Genomic DNA, 18,012 nt, shown 5'->3' with positions numbered 1-18,012 from the left:
CTTACTTGCGGGCGGCGGTCTGCTCGACCGCGCGCACGATCTTGACGTAGCAGCCGCAGCGGCAGACGTTGCCGCTCATGTACTCCCGGATCTCCTCCGGCGAGCTGGTGTGGCCCTCCTGGATGCAGCCGACACCGGACATGATCTGCCCCGGTGTGCAGTAGCCGCACTGGAAGGCGTCCTCGTCGACGAACGCCTGCTGCAACGGGTGGAGTTCGTCGCCGTCGGCCAGGCCCTCGATGGTGGTGACCTCGGCACCCTCCAGCCGCACCGCCAGTGTCAGGCAGGAGTTGACCCGCTGCCCGTCGACCAGGACCGTGCACGCCCCGCAGGCCCCCGCGTTGCAACCCTTCTTCGACCCGGTCAGGTCGAGGTGCTCACGCAGCAGGTCCAGCAGCGAGGTCCGGTTGTCGACCGTCACCGTCCGCCGGGTGCCGTTCACCGTCAGGGACACACGGCTGGAGGGAGCCGCCCCCTCGGCGGCGGCTTCCTCGGCGTCGGCCAGGAACGTTCCGCCGGCCACCACGACACCGCCCACCACGACACCAGTGGCGATGACAACTCGCCGACTGGGCCCCGAGGTGGACTCACCGGCTCCGGTGGGCGGAGAAACAGCAGAATCAGGGAGTTCAGAGGACATGCGTTCGCCTTTGCATCACGGACGGATCAGTCGTGCACGAGCGGGGACCCAGGCACGAGATCGACGCCACCGCGGGAGACTGGGTGACCGCTCGCCTCGACGGGGCGGCTGATCACGCGAAGAGTCTTGCACCACAGGAGTCATCCATGGCAGGGAGAGTTTTGTCCCCCCTTGCTTTTCCTTGATCTTCCCTTGGTTTTTTTTGCCCGCAAGTAAGCGCTATGTGAAGGAGGTGTACGGCGCAGCCGCCCGCAGTCGACGCATCGGCGCGTCGTTCCGGTCGGCGTAACGCACGCAACGCGGCGAAGGGCGGCGCCGGCCGATCACGCGGAACGGCCGCGCAAGCGCACGGCGGTCCAGGCAAGGATGAGAGCGCGCTGCCCGCCGATTGGCGTAACAAGCCTGTGTCCAGGGGGAGTTGAAGGTCCAATGCGGCACCTTGGACACGGCACGCCACGAGCGCTGACTCGGAGGGATCACGTTGCCGGGCAACGCCGCACGGAACTGGAAGACCACTTCGCTTCCGCTGCTCCCACAGAGGTGACCGAGGCCTCGTCAACCGAGTCGTCCGCTGTGAACGCCTGCGAGCGCACTGGTTCTGCGAGGGCACTGCCGCCCCGGGGCACACAGCGTGGGCGACCGCCTCGCGGACGGGGGTCGCGCCGCCGGTGAGTTCGAGAATGGTGCGGTTCACCTGCGGCTGGTGCACGAGTTCGGCGAACACGGCGGCGACGTCGTCACGTGCGACGTCGCCGTAGGGAATGGCCGGACCGGGCCGGACGCGATCTGTGCCCGGGCTGGTGGTGAGGGTTCCGGGGTGCACGATGACCCAGTCGAGGTCTGTGGCCGCGAGGTGGACATCGGCCTGGCGCTTGACCTTCATGTAGTGCTCGAAGTCCGGCGGCATACGGCGATCCCCCCAGGCGTCGGGGAAGGCTGAGATGAGCAGGAACCGGCGTACGCCGGCTGCGATCGCGGCGGCCGTCGCCGTCTCGACACCGCGGCCGTCGACGGCGTCGGCCAGGCTGGGCCCCTAGCTTGATCTTTAACCTGTGCGGTGTGGTCGTGGGGTGGTCGGCTTCTTCGTTCGTTGTCTTGCCGCCGGTGTTTTGCGGGGTGTGTGGACGTCGTGCCATGGGGGGCGGGTGTTCTTTCGGCCTGGGAGTCGTCCGGGGCCAGGGCGGGTGGGTTTCGGTGCTTGGGCCGGGCGGTTGGCCTGTGGGCGGATGTGCCGGAAGCCGCGGCGGACTCGGGCGGGAGTGATCCTGTCCGGCGGAGTTGGTCTTTTCCAGGGGCGACGCAGGTCGGCTGCCGGCGGCCGGGCGAGCCGTAGTTGGGTGTAGGCGGTGAGGATCAGCCAGGTCCATCGGTCGGCTGCTTCGGGGGTGCGGATCTTCGGTGAGGTCCAGCCGAGGGTCTGTTTGGATCGCGTCCCATGGAGTGGTGTAGCCGGGCAGGGTTCCGGAACGCGCGGGTGTCTGCCCGGGGCGTGCATCCGCTGACGGTGCATGCTCCCTGAACAAGGGCAGGACTTCGCGCAAGTCACCCTGGTGAACGGGCAGTTCGACCGGAGGGGCACGCGATGGCCTTGTCCCAGTCCGAGCGCATCCTGCAGAAGCTGATCGAGGCGGAGGCCACCGAGGTGATCGGCGCCGCCCCGCGTGAGCACTCCGAGACGCGCACGACCTGGCGCGACGGTCACCGGGAGGGGCTGCTGACCACGCAGGCCGGCGACCTGGACCTGAAGATCCCGAAGGTGCGGAGCGGGTCGTTCTTCCCGTCGCTGCTGGAACGCCGGCGGCGGATCGACCGGGCGTTGTTCGCCGTGGTGATGGAGGCATAGGTGCATGGGGTCTCGACCCGCTCGGTCGACGACCTGGTCAGAGCACTCGGCGCGGACAGCGGCATCTCCAAGTCCGAGGTCTCCCGCATCTGCGGCGAGCTGGACGAGGAACTGACGGCGTTCAAGGAGGGGCCGCCGGACCACACCGTCTTCCCCTACGTCTTCCCAGACGCCACCCACTGCAAGGCCAGGGTGAATCACCGGATCGCTTCGCAGGCCGTGGTGATTGCGGCCGGGGTCTCCGCCACCGGACACCGCGAGATTGGGGGATAGGAAACGCGCACGAGTGGGGAGAGAAGTGTCCACGGCACGGACGCTGCGACACCAAGGTGGACCAGCACAACAACCGCACGGCACGGATTGGGTAATGAGCGCCCCACAGGCACTGGCACCCCGTACGGGTGGTTGTGGCCGTACTCGCTTGCGCGGCCATCCCAGGCGTGGGGCCGGTCGCCGACGCCATTCCAGTCTCGGGCATCCCGCCGGTCAGCGGCTCCCATCCCGTCTTCGTCGCGGTTGTCCTGCCCCCTTAGGAGCCGGGCCTACGCGGTGGCTCCTCGGAAGAGTACGGGAACGGCTGGGCCGTAATCTCAGCCTGATCTCTGCAAGCCTTCGGGGCCTTTTGCTCATTGTGTGTGGATCACGAACCTCTTCACCGTCCGCATTACCGTCGAGTGCGTGCCGCGAAACTTTCCGTCGCCCTCGACATGACGGATGGTCGGAGACGGGCATGGCGGTCGGTATGAGTCACCACTGAAGAGGTCATGGAGACGCTGCAGGGTCAGCCTCCGGGGCCGGGCCCGCTTCGGTCTTCCTCTGCTCTGCGCCAAGCCCGCCCCCGTCACCTCCTATGAAGTGGCCAATCTCCTCCTATGGCGGAGCAAAGAGTTCCTTGTGGCGCTGCCGGTTCGCCCGCCTCGGATTTACGTTCCTCTCGCACCCTGTCATGCACGTTCATCGGGCATCTCGGGTCACTTTAATGTCATGCTCATGGCTGCGCGGTTTCGCCGCCGCTACGCGCGTCACGGGCCTGCCAATCCAGTGCGCATCCCCACGTCTACGGAGGCAGAACCCCATGCGTGAGTCACGTCTGAGCAAGCGGAGACGGAGTCTGCGAAGACTCCTCGCCGTCTCCTTCCCTGCCCTCGCCCTCACCGTCGCCGGACTCGTCGCGGCACCGACGGCCGGCGCCCAGCCCGCCGCAGCCCACCCGCACACCACCAAGGTCACGCAGAACAACAAGGCGCTGACCGACCCCGCACATCAGACCTTCCACTCCACCGGCAAGGCCGGCCAGAAGGTACCCACTACGCACCTGTGCGCCACCGCCGAGCCGGGCCACGCGTCCTGCTTCGCCCAGCGCCGCACCGACATCAAGCAGCGCCTCGCCTCGGCGCTCGCCGCTGCGGCCCCCTCCGGCCTCTCCCCGGCCAACCTGCACAGCGCCTACAACCTGCCCACCACCGGCGGCAGCGGCCTGACGGTCGCCGTCGTCGACGCCTACAACGACCCCAACGCCGAGTCGGACCTCGCCACTTACCGCTCCACCTATGGTCTGTCCGCCTGCACCAAGGCCAACGGCTGCTTCAAGCAGGTCAGCCAGACCGGCTCGACCACCTCGCTGCCGACCAACGACAGCGGCTGGGCCGGCGAGGAGGCCCTCGACATCGACATGGTCAGCGCCGTCTGCCCGAACTGCAACATCACCCTCGTCGAGGCCAGCTCCGCCAACGACTCCGACCTCGGCATCGCCGAGAACGAGGCCGTCTCGCTCGGCGCCAAGTTCGTCTCCAACAGCTGGGGCGGCGACGAAGCCTCCTCCCAGACCACCGAGGACACCTCGTACTTCAAGCACCCGGGCGTTGCCATCACCGTCTCCTCCGGTGACTCCGCCTACGGTGCCGAATACCCGGCAACCTCCCAGTACGTGACGGCAGTCGGCGGCACCGCCCTGTCCACGTCCTCCAACTCCCGCGGCTGGACCGAGTCCGTGTGGAAGACCAGCTCCACCGAGGGCACCGGCTCCGGCTGCTCGGCCTACGACCCCAAGCCGTCCTGGCAGACCGACACCGGGTGCACCAAGCGGATGGAAGCCGACGTCTCCGCGGTCGCCGACCCTGCGACCGGTGTGGCCGTGTACGACACCTACGGCGGCTCCGGCTGGGCCGTCTACGGCGGCACCAGCGCCTCCGCCCCGATCGTCGCCGGCGTGTACGCCTTGGCGGGCACCCCGGGATCCAGCGACTACCCGGCGAAGTACCCCTACTCCCACACCTCCAACCTGTACGACGTGACCAGCGGCAACAACGGCTCCTGCTCCACCTCGTACTTCTGCACCGCGACCACCGGCTACGACGGCCCGACCGGCTGGGGCACACCCAACGGCACCACCGCCTTCTCCTCAGGCAGCACCTCCGCCAACACGGTCACCGTCACCAACCCGGGCAGCCAGTCGACGACGACCGGCGGTTCGGCCAGCCTGCAGATCAGCGCGAGCGACAGCGCCGGCGCGACCCTCACCTACAGCGCCTCCGGTCTGCCGGCCGGCCTGTCCATCAGCAGCTCGACCGGCAAGATCACGGGAACAGCGTCCACCGCGGGCACCTACCAGGTCACCGTCACCGCGAAGGACTCCACCGGCGCCTCCGGCTCGACATCCTTCACCTGGACCGTCGGCTCCGGCAGCGGCACCTGCACCTCGACCCAGCTGCTCGGCAACGCCGGCTTCGAGTCGGGCAACACCACCTGGACCGGCTCCAGCGGAGTCATCACCAACTCCACCAGCGAAGCGGCACACGCCGGTTCCTACTATGCCTGGCTCGACGGCTACGGCTCCGCGCACACCGACACGCTCTCCCAGTCGGTGACCGTGCCGAGCGGCTGCAAGGCCACCTTCACCTTCTACCTGCACATCGACACCGCGGAGACCTCGACCAGCAGCGCGTACGACAAGCTGACGGTCACCGCGGGCTCGACGACCCTGGCCACCTACTCCAACCTCAACAAGACCTCCGGGTACGCCCAGAAGTCCTTCGACCTGTCCTCGTACGCCGGCTCCACCGTCACCCTGAAGTTCAACGGAGTGGAGGACTCCTCCCTCCAGACCAGCTTCGTCGTGGACGACACCGCCCTGACGACCAGCTGACCCACCCACGGGGAGCACCCGATCCCGCACGCGGAGACCGTCCGCGTGCGGGACACCCGCTATCCTCTCGGTCGCACACCGCCGGCGGTCTCGGATGACGCGTTCGCAGCCGGGTGTGGACAAGGGTCGCCGCGCACTGGCGGAGCGACAGTCATTACAGAGCCAACAGCTCGAACCCTCCGTCCAGCGGCACACCGACAGACGCCCAATCCCCATCGCCCGCCCGGAGTTTCGGACATCCGAGACCGACCAAGTCGGCCATGAACAACAGCAATAGTGCGAGCCAACCCACCGTGAGTTCCGCGCCGGCCTGGCTGCGCCGCCACTTCGGCGACGAACTGCTCACCCGCGTGAAGAACGCCTACGAGTTCACCTTGGTGGTGACCGCTATGCATCTGGCCACCTTCGGACGGACGCCGGCCGGCCTGGTGCGCGACGCGGCACCGCACACCAGTGACCGGAAACCGACAGGTTCCCGAATTCCTGGAGGGGATCGAGCGTGAACTTGTTGGTCCTCTCGGGGCATCGGCGGGGTTGTGCGACGGGTTCAGCGACTTCGCGGAGCATTCTCGAGCATCCGGTGTCGGTGGCTGATGCGCCGTCAACGGCGAACTGACCAGCCGGAATGGTGAAGCCCACTGAAGTACTAACAGCCCAGCGAGCGGCGCCGCCGGTAGACGAACCTCTCCAGTGGGTCGCTTCCGTGCTCGTCCACCAGCAGGCCACTGCCCTGAGCTCAGGACGACAGATGGCCAAGCCTTACGCCGTTGCGCTCCTCGACGCCCTGCCGCGGGCGGAGCGGCGCGCCGGCTGCCTACGATCCGGCAGAAGTCACAGGTCCGTGATGCGGATCCCGACGTGCGCCTTGTAGCGGCGGTTCACCGAGATGAGATTGGCCACGAGGGCCTCGACGTGATGGGAGTTGCGCAGTTTGCCGGCGTAGATGCCACGCATGCCGGGGATGCGGTCGATGAGTGCCTGCACGGTGTCTGTGTCGGCGCGGTCATCCCCCAGGACCAGGACATCGGTCTCGATCGACTCGATTCCAAGGCGGCCACCCAGCAGGCAAGGCGCACACACGCCCGCCCGCGTCACCGGCACGGTCCATGCGCAGCGGCGGCACGAAGCCTCGCTCCAGCCGTCCCTGCCCGAGGACACGCGGATCCACGCCCACGCACACCGAGAGCACATGGCCCTGCCGTTCACCGCCCCCAGCTCGCGCACGTCCCGCACGACCCGAGCAGCCCAAACCCTCTGATCACCGGTCGCCCCGGTCAATTCGGTGGCAGCGAACGCCGGGCTCCACCGCTGCCCGGTCGGGGAATCGGGCGTGCGGGTCCGCTCTCACCGACGGCGCGCTGCTCGGTCTCCGGGCGTCCCTCGGCCGCCGCCACCGGCTCGGCTTCCATCAGGTCCGCGACCGTGCACTGGAGGGCGGCGCAGATCTTGTCCAGGTCCTCCAGCCGGACGGTGACCGGCTTGCCCGACCACAGGGCGGCCACGTTACTCAGAGACGGGATGAATCCCACCTCCCGGAAGGCGGCCTGCAACAGGGCAGATCCGGGGATCAGATCACGTCTCCGTGCTCAGCCGGCGAACCGCTCGCCGGGAAGACTCCAGGCTCGCCCGTTCCGGGTCGCCCTTCGCGGTCGCGAGATAGCCGACCGTGGTGGATGCCCAGACATGACCGAGCAAGACCTGTACGTCCCACAACGGCATCCCCGCCTCATAGTTGTGGGTCGCGCAGGCGTGCCGCAGGAGATGCGGGAAGAGCTCGCTGACCGGCCCCCCCAGATGCTCGTGCGAGGCCATCTTCAGCGCGCGCCGGAAGGTGTCGGGCACCACCGGCGGCGCGAGCAGTCCGTCCATGCCGGCCAGCGACTTCGCCAGCCGCTCGGAGGGGAACAGCGGCGCTCGCGGGTCGCAGGGGTCATCGGGAAACGCACCACGCACCTCCTCGACGTACCACCACAGGAGCGCGCGGCCCTCTTCGAAGAGGAAGGCTTCGCGGTCCCGGGGGGGCGGGAACCGCCGACGCCCTTGCCGTGGACCAGGAAACGGCCCCACTGCCCGTTCTCCCAGTGCACGTCTCCGAGCTGCGCCGAACGCACAGGGCAGCGGAACGAACCCGTCGGCGCTCCAGTTAATGCTGCTGGGGCAGGTCCTGTTGGCGAACGCCCCGGCCATCGACCGCTACGAGGACCGCTGGGTGTGCGTGGTCTCCTCCGACGCAGTCACGTCGTCGCCACCGCCCCCGGAAGCGCTCGCCGCCGGCCCCTGGGTGCTTCCCTACTCGAGTACGTCGATGATGCATAGCTGGGTGCCGGGTCGGCAGTGGGTACAGGCGCGCGGTCGTCAGTCGAGCGCCCCCGTCTGCTCCGGGCGCCCGTCGGGGTCCGCACGGATGCTCCGTGCCAGGGGCGCGTCCCCAGAGCCGTAGCGGCGCAGCAACCACACCCCGAACGTGGCATGGAAGACGTACACGCACACCTGCCACCAGTCCGGCGCCGCACCCGGCGAACGGATTTGAAAGAAGTCGTCCAGCCCGTGCACGACAACCATCGGCCACACCGAGCCGATCGCGAAGCGCAGCCCGGCGCAGGCGAAGCCGAACAGGGCGGCGGACAGCATCTGCCACAGCGTGTCGTCCAGCGGTGCGTCGAAGAACAGGTAGTTCTGCAGGTGGCCGACGCCGAACAGGAATCCGACACCGATGGCGGACCGCATCGGGCCGAGCGGGGAGAGGACCTGCTGCACCATCCCGCGGCTGTAGATCTCCTCGTTGATGCTCACCCACAGCAGCGAGACCAGAGCGCTGGCCACCACGGTCGTACTGCCCTCGATGCCTGCCACGGCGTACGAGCACGCCACGACGAGCATCGGCAGCGCCAGCCACCAGCGCCGCAGTCGGCCCAGCACCGCGACCCCGCTGGGGCGTAGCCATCCCCACCGGTGCAGGATGCCCCAGACACCTGCGAAGCAGACCGCATTGACGACGGTGGCACCCAGGCCGGGGAACCAAGAGGGCGCCAGGGGAGGCAGGATCACCTCGGCGAGCAGCACCAGCACCACATGCCAGGCGAGCGTGAACTCGACGGCCCCCCACAGGGGATGGCGGCCTACGTGACCTTTCCACCGATGCATCACGCGGTGAGCGTAGCTGCGGGCGCCCGCTCGTCGCCCAGCGCTTTCAGGAAAGTTGAACACGTCCTGAGAGCTCTCGCCGACCGCACACCGTCGTCGGCATCTGCTGCCCCGGCAGTGGCGACATGCGTCGACGGGCAACGGGATGGTGGGGGTGCCCTATTTCTTTGGTCAAGGTGGATGGGTGCTGATCCGGGCGTCTGGAACGATGTGCCTGTGCATGCTGATGATCAGGCCGACGAGGGTGTCTCGGTGGACCTCGCGGTCTTCCTCCGGAACGCTGCCGACGGCTGTCCGGTGAGGATTGTTCCTTCCGTCTGCGGCGGGTGTGGTGGGCGAGCGTTCTTCGTGCTCGTCGACGATGTCGAGGGCGGAGCCGAGCGGGTGTGCGCTGGTTGCGGCGGTCGTGCGTTCATCGCGGACAGTGAGGAGTTCTGGGAGGACGCGGATCCTGGCGCCGCCGTCTGCCCGTGCGGGAACGAGGAGTTCGAGACGGCAGTCGCCTTCTCCCTCGCCGACGACGAGTCGGTCCGCTGGGTGACCGTTGCGCTGCGGTGCCAGAAGGACGGCGCCGTGGGGGTCTATGCCGACTGGAAGATCGATTACGGCCCCACGGATCACCTCCTGGTCATGGTCTAGGTCTGCGGAACGACGGCCCGAAAGGGCTGCGGTTGGTAGAGGATCAGTCGCGGAACATCGCGAAGAGGACATGGCCCTGCGTCTGGCGAGGCAGAGCAGGGCCGGCCGGGTCGGTGGCCGCTGCTACGAATGTCGGCATGACCCACGACGAGATCATCCACAGGGTCCGAGAACAGGATGCGGCCGGCGAACTGCCGCCGCCTGCGCCGCCCGAGGCCGTGGCCTGGCTTGAGGTCGCGGTAGGGCATCTGATGCCGCCGCTCCTCAGACGGATCCATCTCGAAGTCGCCGACGGAGGCTTCGGCCGCTGGGGGCCGGCTTTGTCCTTCACGGACACGACCTACAGGTTCAGCGACAGCCGTCGGATGGGGGAGGAGTACTTGGGCCGGCGCGGAACCCCCAACCACCCGCCGTCGGTTGTACCGCTCTTGACGTGGGGCTGTGCGATCTGGTCCCTCGTGAGGACGAGGTGAAGGCGGTCGGGCTCGTGGCGTGGGTCGGTTCACCTCCGCTCACGCGGAGAGCACCAGCTGCCGCAGCTCCTCCATACCCTGAGAACGGCTCACCTCCGCTCGAGCGGAGGTGAACCGTCCAAGCAGTACGGCGCCTACGCCGAATCGGCACGGGGCTGCCCGTCGGCCATGCCCGAGGTTGGTCGATCGTAGGGATTGCATGCCGGACCTCGGTGGTAAGCATCAGTGCTCTTCGGAGTTGTCCCAGGGGTGCTGGGCTCGGATCGGTGTCAACCGTTCTTCGGGCACTTCCCTGTCACGCTCGGTACCGTTTTGCGTACGGCTGGTCGCATCGGGGGAGGGGAGTCCCGCGATGCCATCGTCTTCCACTCCGCGGTTGCGCAGTTCGGACAGGACGGTCATCGAGATCGGCACGAGCGGCCGCGGGGTCCTCGTCGAGGCGCACGCCGAACCGGCCCTCGGCGACCAGAAGATCGGGCACGCTGCTCGCCCAGTCGCCCGAGCGGACCGTGCCCACGGACAGCGCATACGGAGTCCGGTACTCCGCCATCAGTGGATCTGGGTCGGCGTTCCGTTCAGCCTCCAGGCGGGCCAGCGCAGTGTGGACGGGCAGATACGCGTCGATGGCGCTGACCCCCGAGTCGCGTGAACTGGCGTGGGCGGCCAGACCGGGAACGGTGATACGGAAGGTCAGCGCACCGGCGTTGGCCGTGATCAGGGCGCCGCCGGTCGGCTCCGTAATGATGCAGGCTTCGCCCGTGGGGCCGCGCTGGAGCGTGCCGAAGGCGCCGAGTCCGCAGTCCTCCTCACCGGCCACGAAGTGCACCGCCAATTGGCCGCGCCAGCCTCACCCCGCTCGCCCGGATCGCCGCCAGCGCGGCGAGGTGAGCCACCAGCCCGGCCTTCATGTCGCACGCGCCCCGGCCATGGACGGTGTCCCCAACCACCCTTGGCACGAAGGGGTCACCGTCCCACCGCTCCAGGTCACCGGGCGGGACGACGTCGACATGGCCTTCAAGGATCAGGGTCGGTCCGTCGCCGCCGTCCTTCGTGACACCCACCAGCCCCCACGCCTCGTCCCGCGGCGCCTCCGCTCCGGGGAAACTCGGGTGCGCCAGAAATGCGGACAGGTCCATGGACCACAGGTCGACGTCCAGCCCAAGCTGGTTCAACCGCCTGGCCAGGTGATGTTTTGGTGACGTGTGCAGGCGCCGCGGTGGGGATGAGGCCTGGGCGGCGTACGCGGCCCAGGCGGTCGCTGAACTGGTCCGTGACGAGCGTCGGGGTGGCCGCTGTGCGGCAGTTGATGGCTAGTGCTGTGACCGGGAAGGTTCACCGTGTCGCGACGGCCGGCACGGCGCCTCGACGCGTTGGTCGGACCACCGAGGTACGTGCGGTAGAAGCTGTGGCCCTCCGCCTTGCGATGCACCGCACGGGCCGCCGGCCGGGCGGCCTCCTTACGGTTGGTGACCTTCGCGCCCCGGCCCGGGCTCACACTCGCCGCCCCGCCCTCTCATGCGGAAAAGACGGGGCAGGCCTTTAATCGGATGTGCTTGCGGCGCGGGGTTGTTAGGTTCGCCGTGTGCCGAAGCTGAATCAGATCATCGCAGTCGAAAAGGGCGTCAAGTCCAAGGCTCTCCAGGAGCTCACCCAGGCTCACCAGGACGTGCAGAAGCCCGCCCTGCTGGCCGGCATCTCCCGGACCTACCAGCCCAAGGACGAGGAGGGCGAGCAGCTGCCGCCCGAGTCCACGCGGGTGCAGATCAAGGCCGAGGATGCTCTGCGGGCGACCGCCGGGACGCTGACGCGGCTCTTCGACGTGACCGCGACGAAGGACTGGGCGAACCGGTCCGCGGTCGCGGACGTGGTGGTCGACGGTACGGTGCTGTTGCCCCAGGTGCCTGTCCCCTACCTGTTGTTCTTGGAGAAGCAACTCACTGACCTGCACACCTTCGTGCGTAAGTTGCCAGTGCTCGACGCCTCCGAGTCTTGGAGCCTGGACCCCTCGACGGACTCGTGGAAGACGGACCCGGTGCGGACCATCCGCACGAAGAAGGTTCCGCGCAACCACGTGAAGGCCGAGGCCACGGAGAAGCATCCGGCGCAGGTCGAGGTGTACTACGAGGACGTCCCGGTCGGTTACTGGACCACGGTGAAGTTCTCCGGCGCGCTGCCCGCCCGGCGGGTCAACGAGCTCCTCGACCGCGTTGAGAAGCTCCAGCAGTCCGTCAAGTTCGCCCGCGAGGAGGCGAACAACACCGAGGTCACCGACCAGCGGGTCGGTGACGCGGTATTCGGCTACCTGTTCCGGTAGCCTCCACACACGCCCTCCGTCGCGAGCGGAGGGTGCGCGATGAGCGCAAGCTGAAACTGATGTTGAAGCTGATGAAGGGGTGTCAGTTGGGGGTTCGAATCCCTCTCCCCGCACCACGTGCGGGGGTGGCCCAAGGCTGGCAGAGGCGGCCCCGTGAAACTCAGATTCTCGCTCCAGTCTCAGTATTCGCCGCCGAACACCGGATCGACCGAGCGTGGGCGAACATCGACGGATGGGGGTTCAAGTCCCCTCGGCGCCTCTCTCGTGGCGCTGTAGTTCAAAGGCAGAACACGTCGATCTCAACATGACCCGCGGTTCTTAAACGCCGCCGGTGTGCGCAATGGGTGGCAAGCTGGAGCCCGGGAGCTGGACATGCTCCCGGGCTCCGTCACGTTCCGGCCCGCGCCTTGTGCTGTGACCGGGAAGGTTCGCCGGGTTGAGTGGTCAGGCCGCGGTGGGTAGGGGTCTGCCCCCCCCAGCGGATGCCTCTTTCGCTGCGGATGCGGGCGCGTTCGCGTCGTTGGGCCGCGAGGACGTCGGGTGACGGGCGTTCTTGTTGCGCCAGCGCAGGTAGGCATGCAGGGCCCGTGTCTGGGCTGTGTGGTTGGGGTGGTTCGAGTTGGCCGGGGTGAACTGCCGTAGTGGTCCGAAGTGCGCCTCGAGGGGGTTGGCCCAGGACGCGCAGATCGGGGTCAAGCACAGCTCAACTTTGTTTCGCTCCACCTACCTGTGGATTCTCCAGTTCAGGTGGGCAGAGAGGTTGTCGAGGATCACGTAGATCGGGGCGCCGTCCGGGCGGGCTGCCCGGAGCGTCTTCAAGGCGGCCCAGGTGTGGTCGATGCCTTTGCGGCGCCGGTTGATCCCCCACATCTTGTCCTCACCGACGGAGTAGCAGCCGTGAAAGTAGGTGATTTCGTGGGTGCGCCGGTAGGTGGCCGGCAGGCGGTCGGGCTGCGACTGCTCGGCCCAGCAGAAGCCGGCGGTGGGGCGGATTCCCAGGGGCCCGAACTCGTCGAACGCGAAAGTGCGGTCCGGTCGTTCATTGATCGCGCGCTCAATCCGGGCGAGCTTCGCGTCGAAGGCCGCATCTGGGCGGCGGGCTGGATCGACTACTGGCCGCAGGTCGGAGGACCACTGTCCGAGCGTGCCCGGACAGCAATAGCCGCCGGCGGCGGCCACCTGCACGGACCTGAGGACAGCGAGCCATCCGCTTGGATGTGCGAGGCGGTCGCCGTAGCAGCCGCAGCCGACCGGCCCCTGCAGGTTCGGGCCCGGACCTCAGCCTCACCCTTCGACGGGGGACCGACGATCGCCGTACTGGAGGTCGACCTCGGCCTGCCCTGGCCCGGCCCCGACGCCGGCGACCCCTTGCAGCTCGGAGACCTGCCGGTCGACCGGTGCGGCATGGTCCTCGGCGACGCCCGGGCGCTGGACGGCTTCACCGGCCTGGACGGCCAGTCGACCGACGGCCTGGCGGACGTCACCTACTGGGGCAAGTACGCAGACACCGTCCATGCCCAGTTCGGCGGCGACCGCATCCCGCAGCACTCCAGCCGACACGGCCCGCGCGGATGGCTCGACCTCCCGTTGGACGAGGCCGAAGCTGCGGCCGAACGGCTCCGGACCTGGACCCGCGAAGGACCCGGCAACGGCCTGATGGTCGCCGTCGACGCCCACACCGACTTCCACCGGTTCAACCGGGCGGGATGGAGCCACCCACTGCTCGCGGGCGCCATCGACCTCGACGCCTGCCAAGTCCTCGGTCTCGGCTGGGACCCCGGGGATCACTCCATGCGCCACCGCGGAGAGCGGGCCTACGGTCAGGTCTACCCCGCCACCCTCGAAGCCCGCGCAGGCGAAGCGGTACTGCGCTGAACCATCCCGCCGTACGAACCTGACCGGTGAACCGCACTCCGACTGGAAACGCGCCAGAAGAACCCAGTTGAGCGGCATGGTGCGGCGGGGCACTCGCGCGATGAGCCACAGCACGCGGCCGGGCCGCTGGGACGGGCCCTGGTACCGGGCCGGCCTCGCCGAGCTCTTCTCCGTCAGCCGCGCCATTGCGGGGCGCGACACGCGTCTGGGGCTGTCAGGCCGGGGTGGCCTGCTCTCGCTCGACGAGGACGCCGTTTTCGATCGTGGCGTCCGCGCGGACCACGACGACGAGGTGGGCACCGGTGACCGCGCGCCAGCGTGCCTGGGCGGACTCGGTCCGAGGACAGAGGGGTCGGCCGGCGCCGTCCGACGGCCAGGGAGACAGAGCGGGTGAGGTCGCGCACCGATCCAGTTGCGAGAACCGGAAGTCAGCGAACGACGAACTCTGGAGATTCTCCCCCACCCCTCCAGAACGCGAAGTTGTTCCGGGTGGTCAGGGGATCGGAGTGGTCCTTGGGGCCCAGGACCCGCAGCTGGTCGGCCAGGAGACCCTCGAAGGTGGAAGTCGCTCCCGCTGCATCAGCCGGAGCATCAACATCATCCGGCGATAGCCTGCCGTTCCATCACATCCCTGGGGGGATCATGAACGACGACATTGCCGAGCAGCCTGCTCTGCCATCCACACCGCCGCCGGCCACTTGGCCAGCACCCCTCGACGTGCCGCCGCCCGCGAAGAGACGCCTCAGCCCGCTCGCTGCCGGGCTCATCGGACTCGCCGTCGGCGCGGGCGTCGTGGGCGGCATCTGGGCGATCACCGCGAGCAGTGGCCCGTCTCAGCCGGCCACGTTCACGCTCGAAGGGTCCTTCACCCTCACCGACGATGTCAGCCACAACGGGGACGGCTGTAGCGGCAGTTACGACTCCGGCTACGACGACATCGCCGAGGGCACTTCCGTCACCGTGTACGGGGCCAGCGGGGACGTCGTCGCCACCGGAGCGCTCGGCGACTCCACGTACAGCGACTACGCGTGCGAGTTCAAAGTCGCCGTGCCCGACGTGCCCAAGGGTGAGAAGTTCTACAAGGTCGAGGTGAGCCACCGGGGCACGCTCCAGCTGTCCGCCGAGGAAGCCGAGAACGGGGAACTCGCCGCAAGCCTCGGCTAAGACGCGGAAGGCCCGGACCGTCATCGTCATCGGTCCGGGCCTTCGGCATGCGCGGTACGGCCCGCGCCATCCACCGCTGGTGGGTGAGCTGCCGGGATGGCATGAACTTTTGCAGTCCGAGCGACCGAGCCCGGCCGCCGTCTCCTGCTTGTCGTCGCCTTGCACGGAGCCATACGGGCCGTAAGACGCGGCGGGTGGGGGAGCGGGGACGGTTCGTTGTGAGTGCGGCTACTGCTCGAGGGCGCGGTAGGTAGCGCTGTCCGGGGCGGTCTTGACGATGACCCCGGCGTCGGCAACGTCGCGGAGTTCCTGACGGGCTCGCTTCTCTTGTTGCCGACGGTCACCTTCGCCGTATCCGGCGTCCCGCAGTGTGGTGACAGTTTGTCAGGCGGCTGCGGCAAGGGGAGTTGGGGCCGTCTCTGTCCCGTGGTTTCGTCGGGTGAGGCGGCGGCTCATCAGCGTGATGAACGCCCATTGGATGTGGGCTTCGGCGTGGGCCATGAGTCGTTCGTAGTCCCTTGCGTTGCGTCGGGCCCTCATCGTCCACGGATGCGAGATGTGCAGCTTGGCGGAGATGGCCGCGTTGGTGTACCCCTGGGCCAGGGTCTCCAGGACGCTGCGCTCGCAAGGAGTGCGCCGGGCCAGCGGGTCGCTGTGCGTCGTGCGGATCAGAGCGCCGTACAGAACGGTCTCGTAGGCCCGTTGGGCGTCGGGCGAGAGCGTGCGCTGGTAGACCTCGTTCGGGTCGGGGGAGGTGGAGTCGGCCCGCCGCTGTCCGGCGGGGGACTCGCTGCAACCGTATCCGTGGGCGCGGGGCGGCGGTGATGTCGGCGGTGACGTAGCGCCGCTCCGCCCCGGGCCGGGAGGAGGCGGCGAGAGGTTCGGCGACGACCCGCAGACCGGAGCGGGCCATGCACGCGTGCACGATCAGGGCCTCGGCGTACAGCGGCCGGGCGTCCTTCGCTGGCGTCAGCGACCTGAGCAACGGCCCTGCACGGGCTGGCAGGCCCGGCCGGGGCTCGTCGAGGAGCCCGTCGAGACGCCCCTTGACGCACCGGGCCCGCCAGCGGTTCACCGACTGCTCACGCACCCCGAGTTCGTCCGCCAGCTGCTTGTTCGTCCCGCCCTCCGCGCACCGCAGCACGATCTTCGCCCGAAGGGCCGCCAGGAACGGGGCGGTCCTCGCCCGCCTCGCCCAACGCATCAACTGATGCCGCTCGTCTTCGCTGGGCACCAGTTCCGCCTTGCGCCGGCCTGGCAGCGTCATGACCGTCAGCCCCTGGAGCCGATGGTCGGCAAACCGCGACCGCCATTTCCTCACCGGGTCCGCGGTCACCATGAGATCTGCCGCCACCTGCGCATTCGGCGCCCTGGTCGCACACGCCAGAACGATGCGGGCCCGCTCGGCAAGACGGGGTTCTACCGCCCCGCCCGCCCAGCACGACAACTGGGCGAACTCCGCATCGGACAGCCTGACTTCAACAGCACGAGGACCCCGGGACGCATCACATTAGTGCGGGAAGCGGCGGGGTGGGCGCGTCACTATGGATTCGCGGAACTCGGCAATCCGCGAATGGACTTGGCGCATCAGGTGGGTGTCCTCGATACGGTCCAGGTAGAGGCAGCGTGCTGCCAGGCCGGGCAGGTCGAAGGCGAAGTAGAGGGACATCAGGGGGTTCACGAACAATTCGCTGCCCCGAGTGCGGTCGGTGAACCGGACATCGCCGAAAGAACCGCGCACGGCTGCCGCAATTGAACCGTTCACGATGCTGGCGTACTCCGGGGTGTGATCCTGAGCGTGCGTCACTGCGTCAAGGTAGAGAGCGCCCTCACGGGTGGCACGCGGTATGGAGAACGCACCGAGGTACGCGCCGTCGCGCTCCAGCGCGGCGATATTCTCCAGGACCTGCACATGGTTTACGCCGTGGTAGGCGTCCACGCCGAAGCCGACCGAGACGACGAGGCGGGTCGGTACACCGTCCAGCGCGGCCAGCGCCGCCACGCTGGCCAGGTCCTCCTCAGGAGTGCCGAGCCCGGCTTCGTCACCGCGCATCAGGATGTCGGTACCGCCGTCGACCAGCACCACAGCGTCGACACGATGCAGCTCGATCAGCGCTTGGTAGGCGGCGCGCAGCGGACGCACCCCGGTCTGGGGGAAGGCGTACACGGTGAACGGATAGCCGTGCCGGCGCAGCCACTGAGCAAGGGTCCGCTCGGGGAAATAGCTCTGGTGCAAGGCGGAGTCGGGAGTGATCGCGGCCAGGTCGGGGGCGACCCAGTCGTCGATCGGAAGGCCCTCGAGCGCGCTGAAGGAGAGGTTCGCGAGATGCACCTGCTTGCCCTGGTGCAAGAGGGAAAGGGCCAACGGCAGGCCGGAGTAGATGTCGAACCCGCCACCCGCGCCCGCGACGAGGATCCGTTCGGCATCGGCAAGCCGAGTGAAGAGTGGGTTGGAGTGGAGAGACGTCATGCCGATCATTGTTCCGGGATCAGGCACCGGGCGCTCCCGAGTTCTCGCCCGACGGCCGAGCGACAGAGCAACAGGAAGGAAGCCTCCAGGGTCGACCGTCAGCGTCGACCTGGTGCCGTGACTGGCCTTGGCCGGCACCTCATGAGGCACCTGAAACAGTTCACATCAATGGCGGTATGTGACTGTGGGGGTGTCTCAGCCCCAAGGTGTCTCAGGCGGCGCAGCTCCCGTAGACGAGACGAGACGAGACGAGACGAGACGACACGAGACGAGACGACACGAGACAGGCGTCGCGGCCACGTGCC

13 protein-coding genes and 7 pseudogenes are annotated in these 18,012 nt (G+C 68.3%); 8 read left to right on the top strand and 12 right to left on the bottom strand.

Features of this window, described 5'->3' with window-relative positions:
* Nucleotide 1 precedes the first annotated feature (1 nt).
* The 3 genes and pseudogenes from ACIBJB_RS33430 to ACIBJB_RS33420 form a co-directional block, all read right to left on the bottom strand.
* On the bottom strand, nt 2–640 hold the full coding sequence (locus tag ACIBJB_RS33430; protein ID WP_398936188.1) for a (2Fe-2S)-binding protein: 639 nt from the start codon (nt 638–640) through the stop codon (nt 2–4).
* Nucleotides 641–752: 112 nt separating this feature from the next.
* Nucleotides 753–1,589, bottom strand: coding sequence for an NAD(P)H-binding protein (locus ACIBJB_RS33425; protein WP_398936226.1), 837 nt, complete (start codon nt 1,587–1,589; stop codon nt 753–755).
* A gap of 96 nt (nt 1,590–1,685) precedes the next feature.
* A pseudogene (locus ACIBJB_RS33420) lies at nt 1,686–2,063 on the bottom strand (transposase); the annotation flags it as partial.
* A gap of 159 nt (nt 2,064–2,222) precedes the next feature.
* Between ACIBJB_RS33420 and ACIBJB_RS33415 the strand changes: the two are divergent.
* The 3 genes and pseudogenes from ACIBJB_RS33415 to ACIBJB_RS33405 all read left to right on the top strand — a co-directional run.
* Nucleotides 2,223–2,753, top strand: a pseudogene (locus ACIBJB_RS33415) (transposase); the annotation flags it as partial.
* Nucleotides 2,754–3,558: 805 nt separating this feature from the next.
* A complete protein-coding gene (locus tag ACIBJB_RS33410) occupies nt 3,559–5,628 on the top strand; it encodes a putative Ig domain-containing protein (protein ID WP_398936187.1) in 2,070 nt (689 codons plus the stop codon).
* A 260-nt stretch (nt 5,629–5,888) separates the two neighbouring features.
* Nucleotides 5,889–6,131, top strand: a complete 243-nt coding sequence (locus ACIBJB_RS33405; RefSeq protein ID WP_398936185.1) for a hypothetical protein — start codon at nt 5,889–5,891, stop codon at nt 6,129–6,131.
* A 328-nt stretch (nt 6,132–6,459) separates the two neighbouring features.
* Here ACIBJB_RS33405 and ACIBJB_RS33400 read toward each other — a convergent pair.
* The 4 genes and pseudogenes from ACIBJB_RS33400 to ACIBJB_RS33385 form a co-directional block, all read right to left on the bottom strand.
* Nucleotides 6,460–6,672: pseudogene (locus tag ACIBJB_RS33400) on the bottom strand (NADPH-dependent F420 reductase); the annotation flags it as partial.
* A 230-nt stretch (nt 6,673–6,902) separates the two neighbouring features.
* On the bottom strand, nt 6,903–7,199 hold the full coding sequence (locus ACIBJB_RS33395; protein ID WP_398936224.1) for a helix-turn-helix domain-containing protein: 297 nt from the start codon (nt 7,197–7,199) through the stop codon (nt 6,903–6,905).
* 1 nt (nt 7,200) lies between these two features.
* Nucleotides 7,201–7,581, bottom strand: coding sequence for a tyrosine-type recombinase/integrase (locus ACIBJB_RS33390; protein ID WP_398936183.1), 381 nt, complete (start codon nt 7,579–7,581; stop codon nt 7,201–7,203).
* Nucleotides 7,582–7,983: 402 nt separating this feature from the next.
* Nucleotides 7,984–8,772, bottom strand: a complete 789-nt coding sequence (locus ACIBJB_RS33385) for a lysostaphin resistance A-like protein (RefSeq protein WP_398936181.1) — start codon at nt 8,770–8,772, stop codon at nt 7,984–7,986.
* A 180-nt stretch (nt 8,773–8,952) separates the two neighbouring features.
* Between ACIBJB_RS33385 and ACIBJB_RS33380 the strand changes: the two genes are divergently transcribed.
* Both ACIBJB_RS33380 and ACIBJB_RS33375 read left to right on the top strand, forming a co-directional pair.
* On the top strand, nt 8,953–9,411 hold the full coding sequence (locus tag ACIBJB_RS33380; RefSeq protein ID WP_398936179.1) for a hypothetical protein: 459 nt from the start codon (nt 8,953–8,955) through the stop codon (nt 9,409–9,411).
* A 137-nt stretch (nt 9,412–9,548) separates the two neighbouring features.
* A complete protein-coding gene (locus ACIBJB_RS33375; RefSeq protein ID WP_398936176.1) occupies nt 9,549–9,884 on the top strand; it encodes a hypothetical protein in 336 nt (111 codons plus the stop codon).
* A gap of 400 nt (nt 9,885–10,284) precedes the next feature.
* Here the strand turns inward: ACIBJB_RS33375 and ACIBJB_RS33370 are convergent.
* A pseudogene (locus ACIBJB_RS33370) lies at nt 10,285–11,077 on the bottom strand (M20/M25/M40 family metallo-hydrolase); the annotation flags it as partial.
* A 389-nt stretch (nt 11,078–11,466) separates the two neighbouring features.
* On the opposite strand from ACIBJB_RS33370, the gene ACIBJB_RS33365 reads away from it, so the two are divergent.
* On the top strand, nt 11,467–12,198 hold the full coding sequence (locus ACIBJB_RS33365) for a hypothetical protein (protein WP_398936174.1): 732 nt from the start codon (nt 11,467–11,469) through the stop codon (nt 12,196–12,198).
* 466 nt (nt 12,199–12,664) lie between these two features.
* Here the strand turns inward: ACIBJB_RS33365 and ACIBJB_RS33360 are convergent.
* Nucleotides 12,665–13,290: pseudogene (locus ACIBJB_RS33360) on the bottom strand (transposase); the annotation flags it as partial.
* Nucleotides 13,291–13,413: 123 nt separating this feature from the next.
* On the opposite strand from ACIBJB_RS33360, the gene ACIBJB_RS33355 reads away from it, so the two are divergent.
* The gene (locus ACIBJB_RS33355) at nt 13,414–14,073 is read left to right on the top strand and encodes a hypothetical protein (RefSeq protein WP_398936172.1); all 660 of its coding nucleotides are present in this window, start codon (nt 13,414–13,416) and stop codon (nt 14,071–14,073) included.
* A 642-nt stretch (nt 14,074–14,715) separates the two neighbouring features.
* Nucleotides 14,716–15,237 carry a hypothetical protein gene (locus ACIBJB_RS33350; RefSeq protein WP_398936170.1) on the top strand — a complete coding sequence of 174 codons (522 nt, stop codon included), beginning with the start codon at nt 14,716–14,718 and terminating at the stop codon, nt 15,235–15,237.
* 552 nt (nt 15,238–15,789) lie between these two features.
* Here the strand turns inward: ACIBJB_RS33350 and ACIBJB_RS33345 are convergent.
* The 3 genes and pseudogenes from ACIBJB_RS33345 to ACIBJB_RS33335 form a co-directional block, all read right to left on the bottom strand.
* Nucleotides 15,790–15,909, bottom strand: a pseudogene (locus ACIBJB_RS33345) (LuxR C-terminal-related transcriptional regulator); the annotation flags it as partial.
* Between the two features lie 334 nt (nt 15,910–16,243).
* A pseudogene (locus ACIBJB_RS33340) lies at nt 16,244–16,441 on the bottom strand (helix-turn-helix domain-containing protein); the annotation flags it as partial.
* Between the two features lie 306 nt (nt 16,442–16,747).
* A complete protein-coding gene (locus ACIBJB_RS33335) occupies nt 16,748–17,707 on the bottom strand; it encodes a DUF1152 domain-containing protein (protein ID WP_398936167.1) in 960 nt (319 codons plus the stop codon).
* Between the last annotated feature and the right edge of the window lie 305 nt (nt 17,708–18,012).

This window comes from Streptomyces sp. NPDC050759 (assembly GCF_044456945.1).
Classification (GTDB): domain Bacteria; phylum Actinomycetota; class Actinomycetes; order Streptomycetales; family Streptomycetaceae; genus Streptomyces.
Note: the sequence above shows the minus strand (reverse complement) of the source record. Positions and strands in the feature narration are given on the sequence as shown.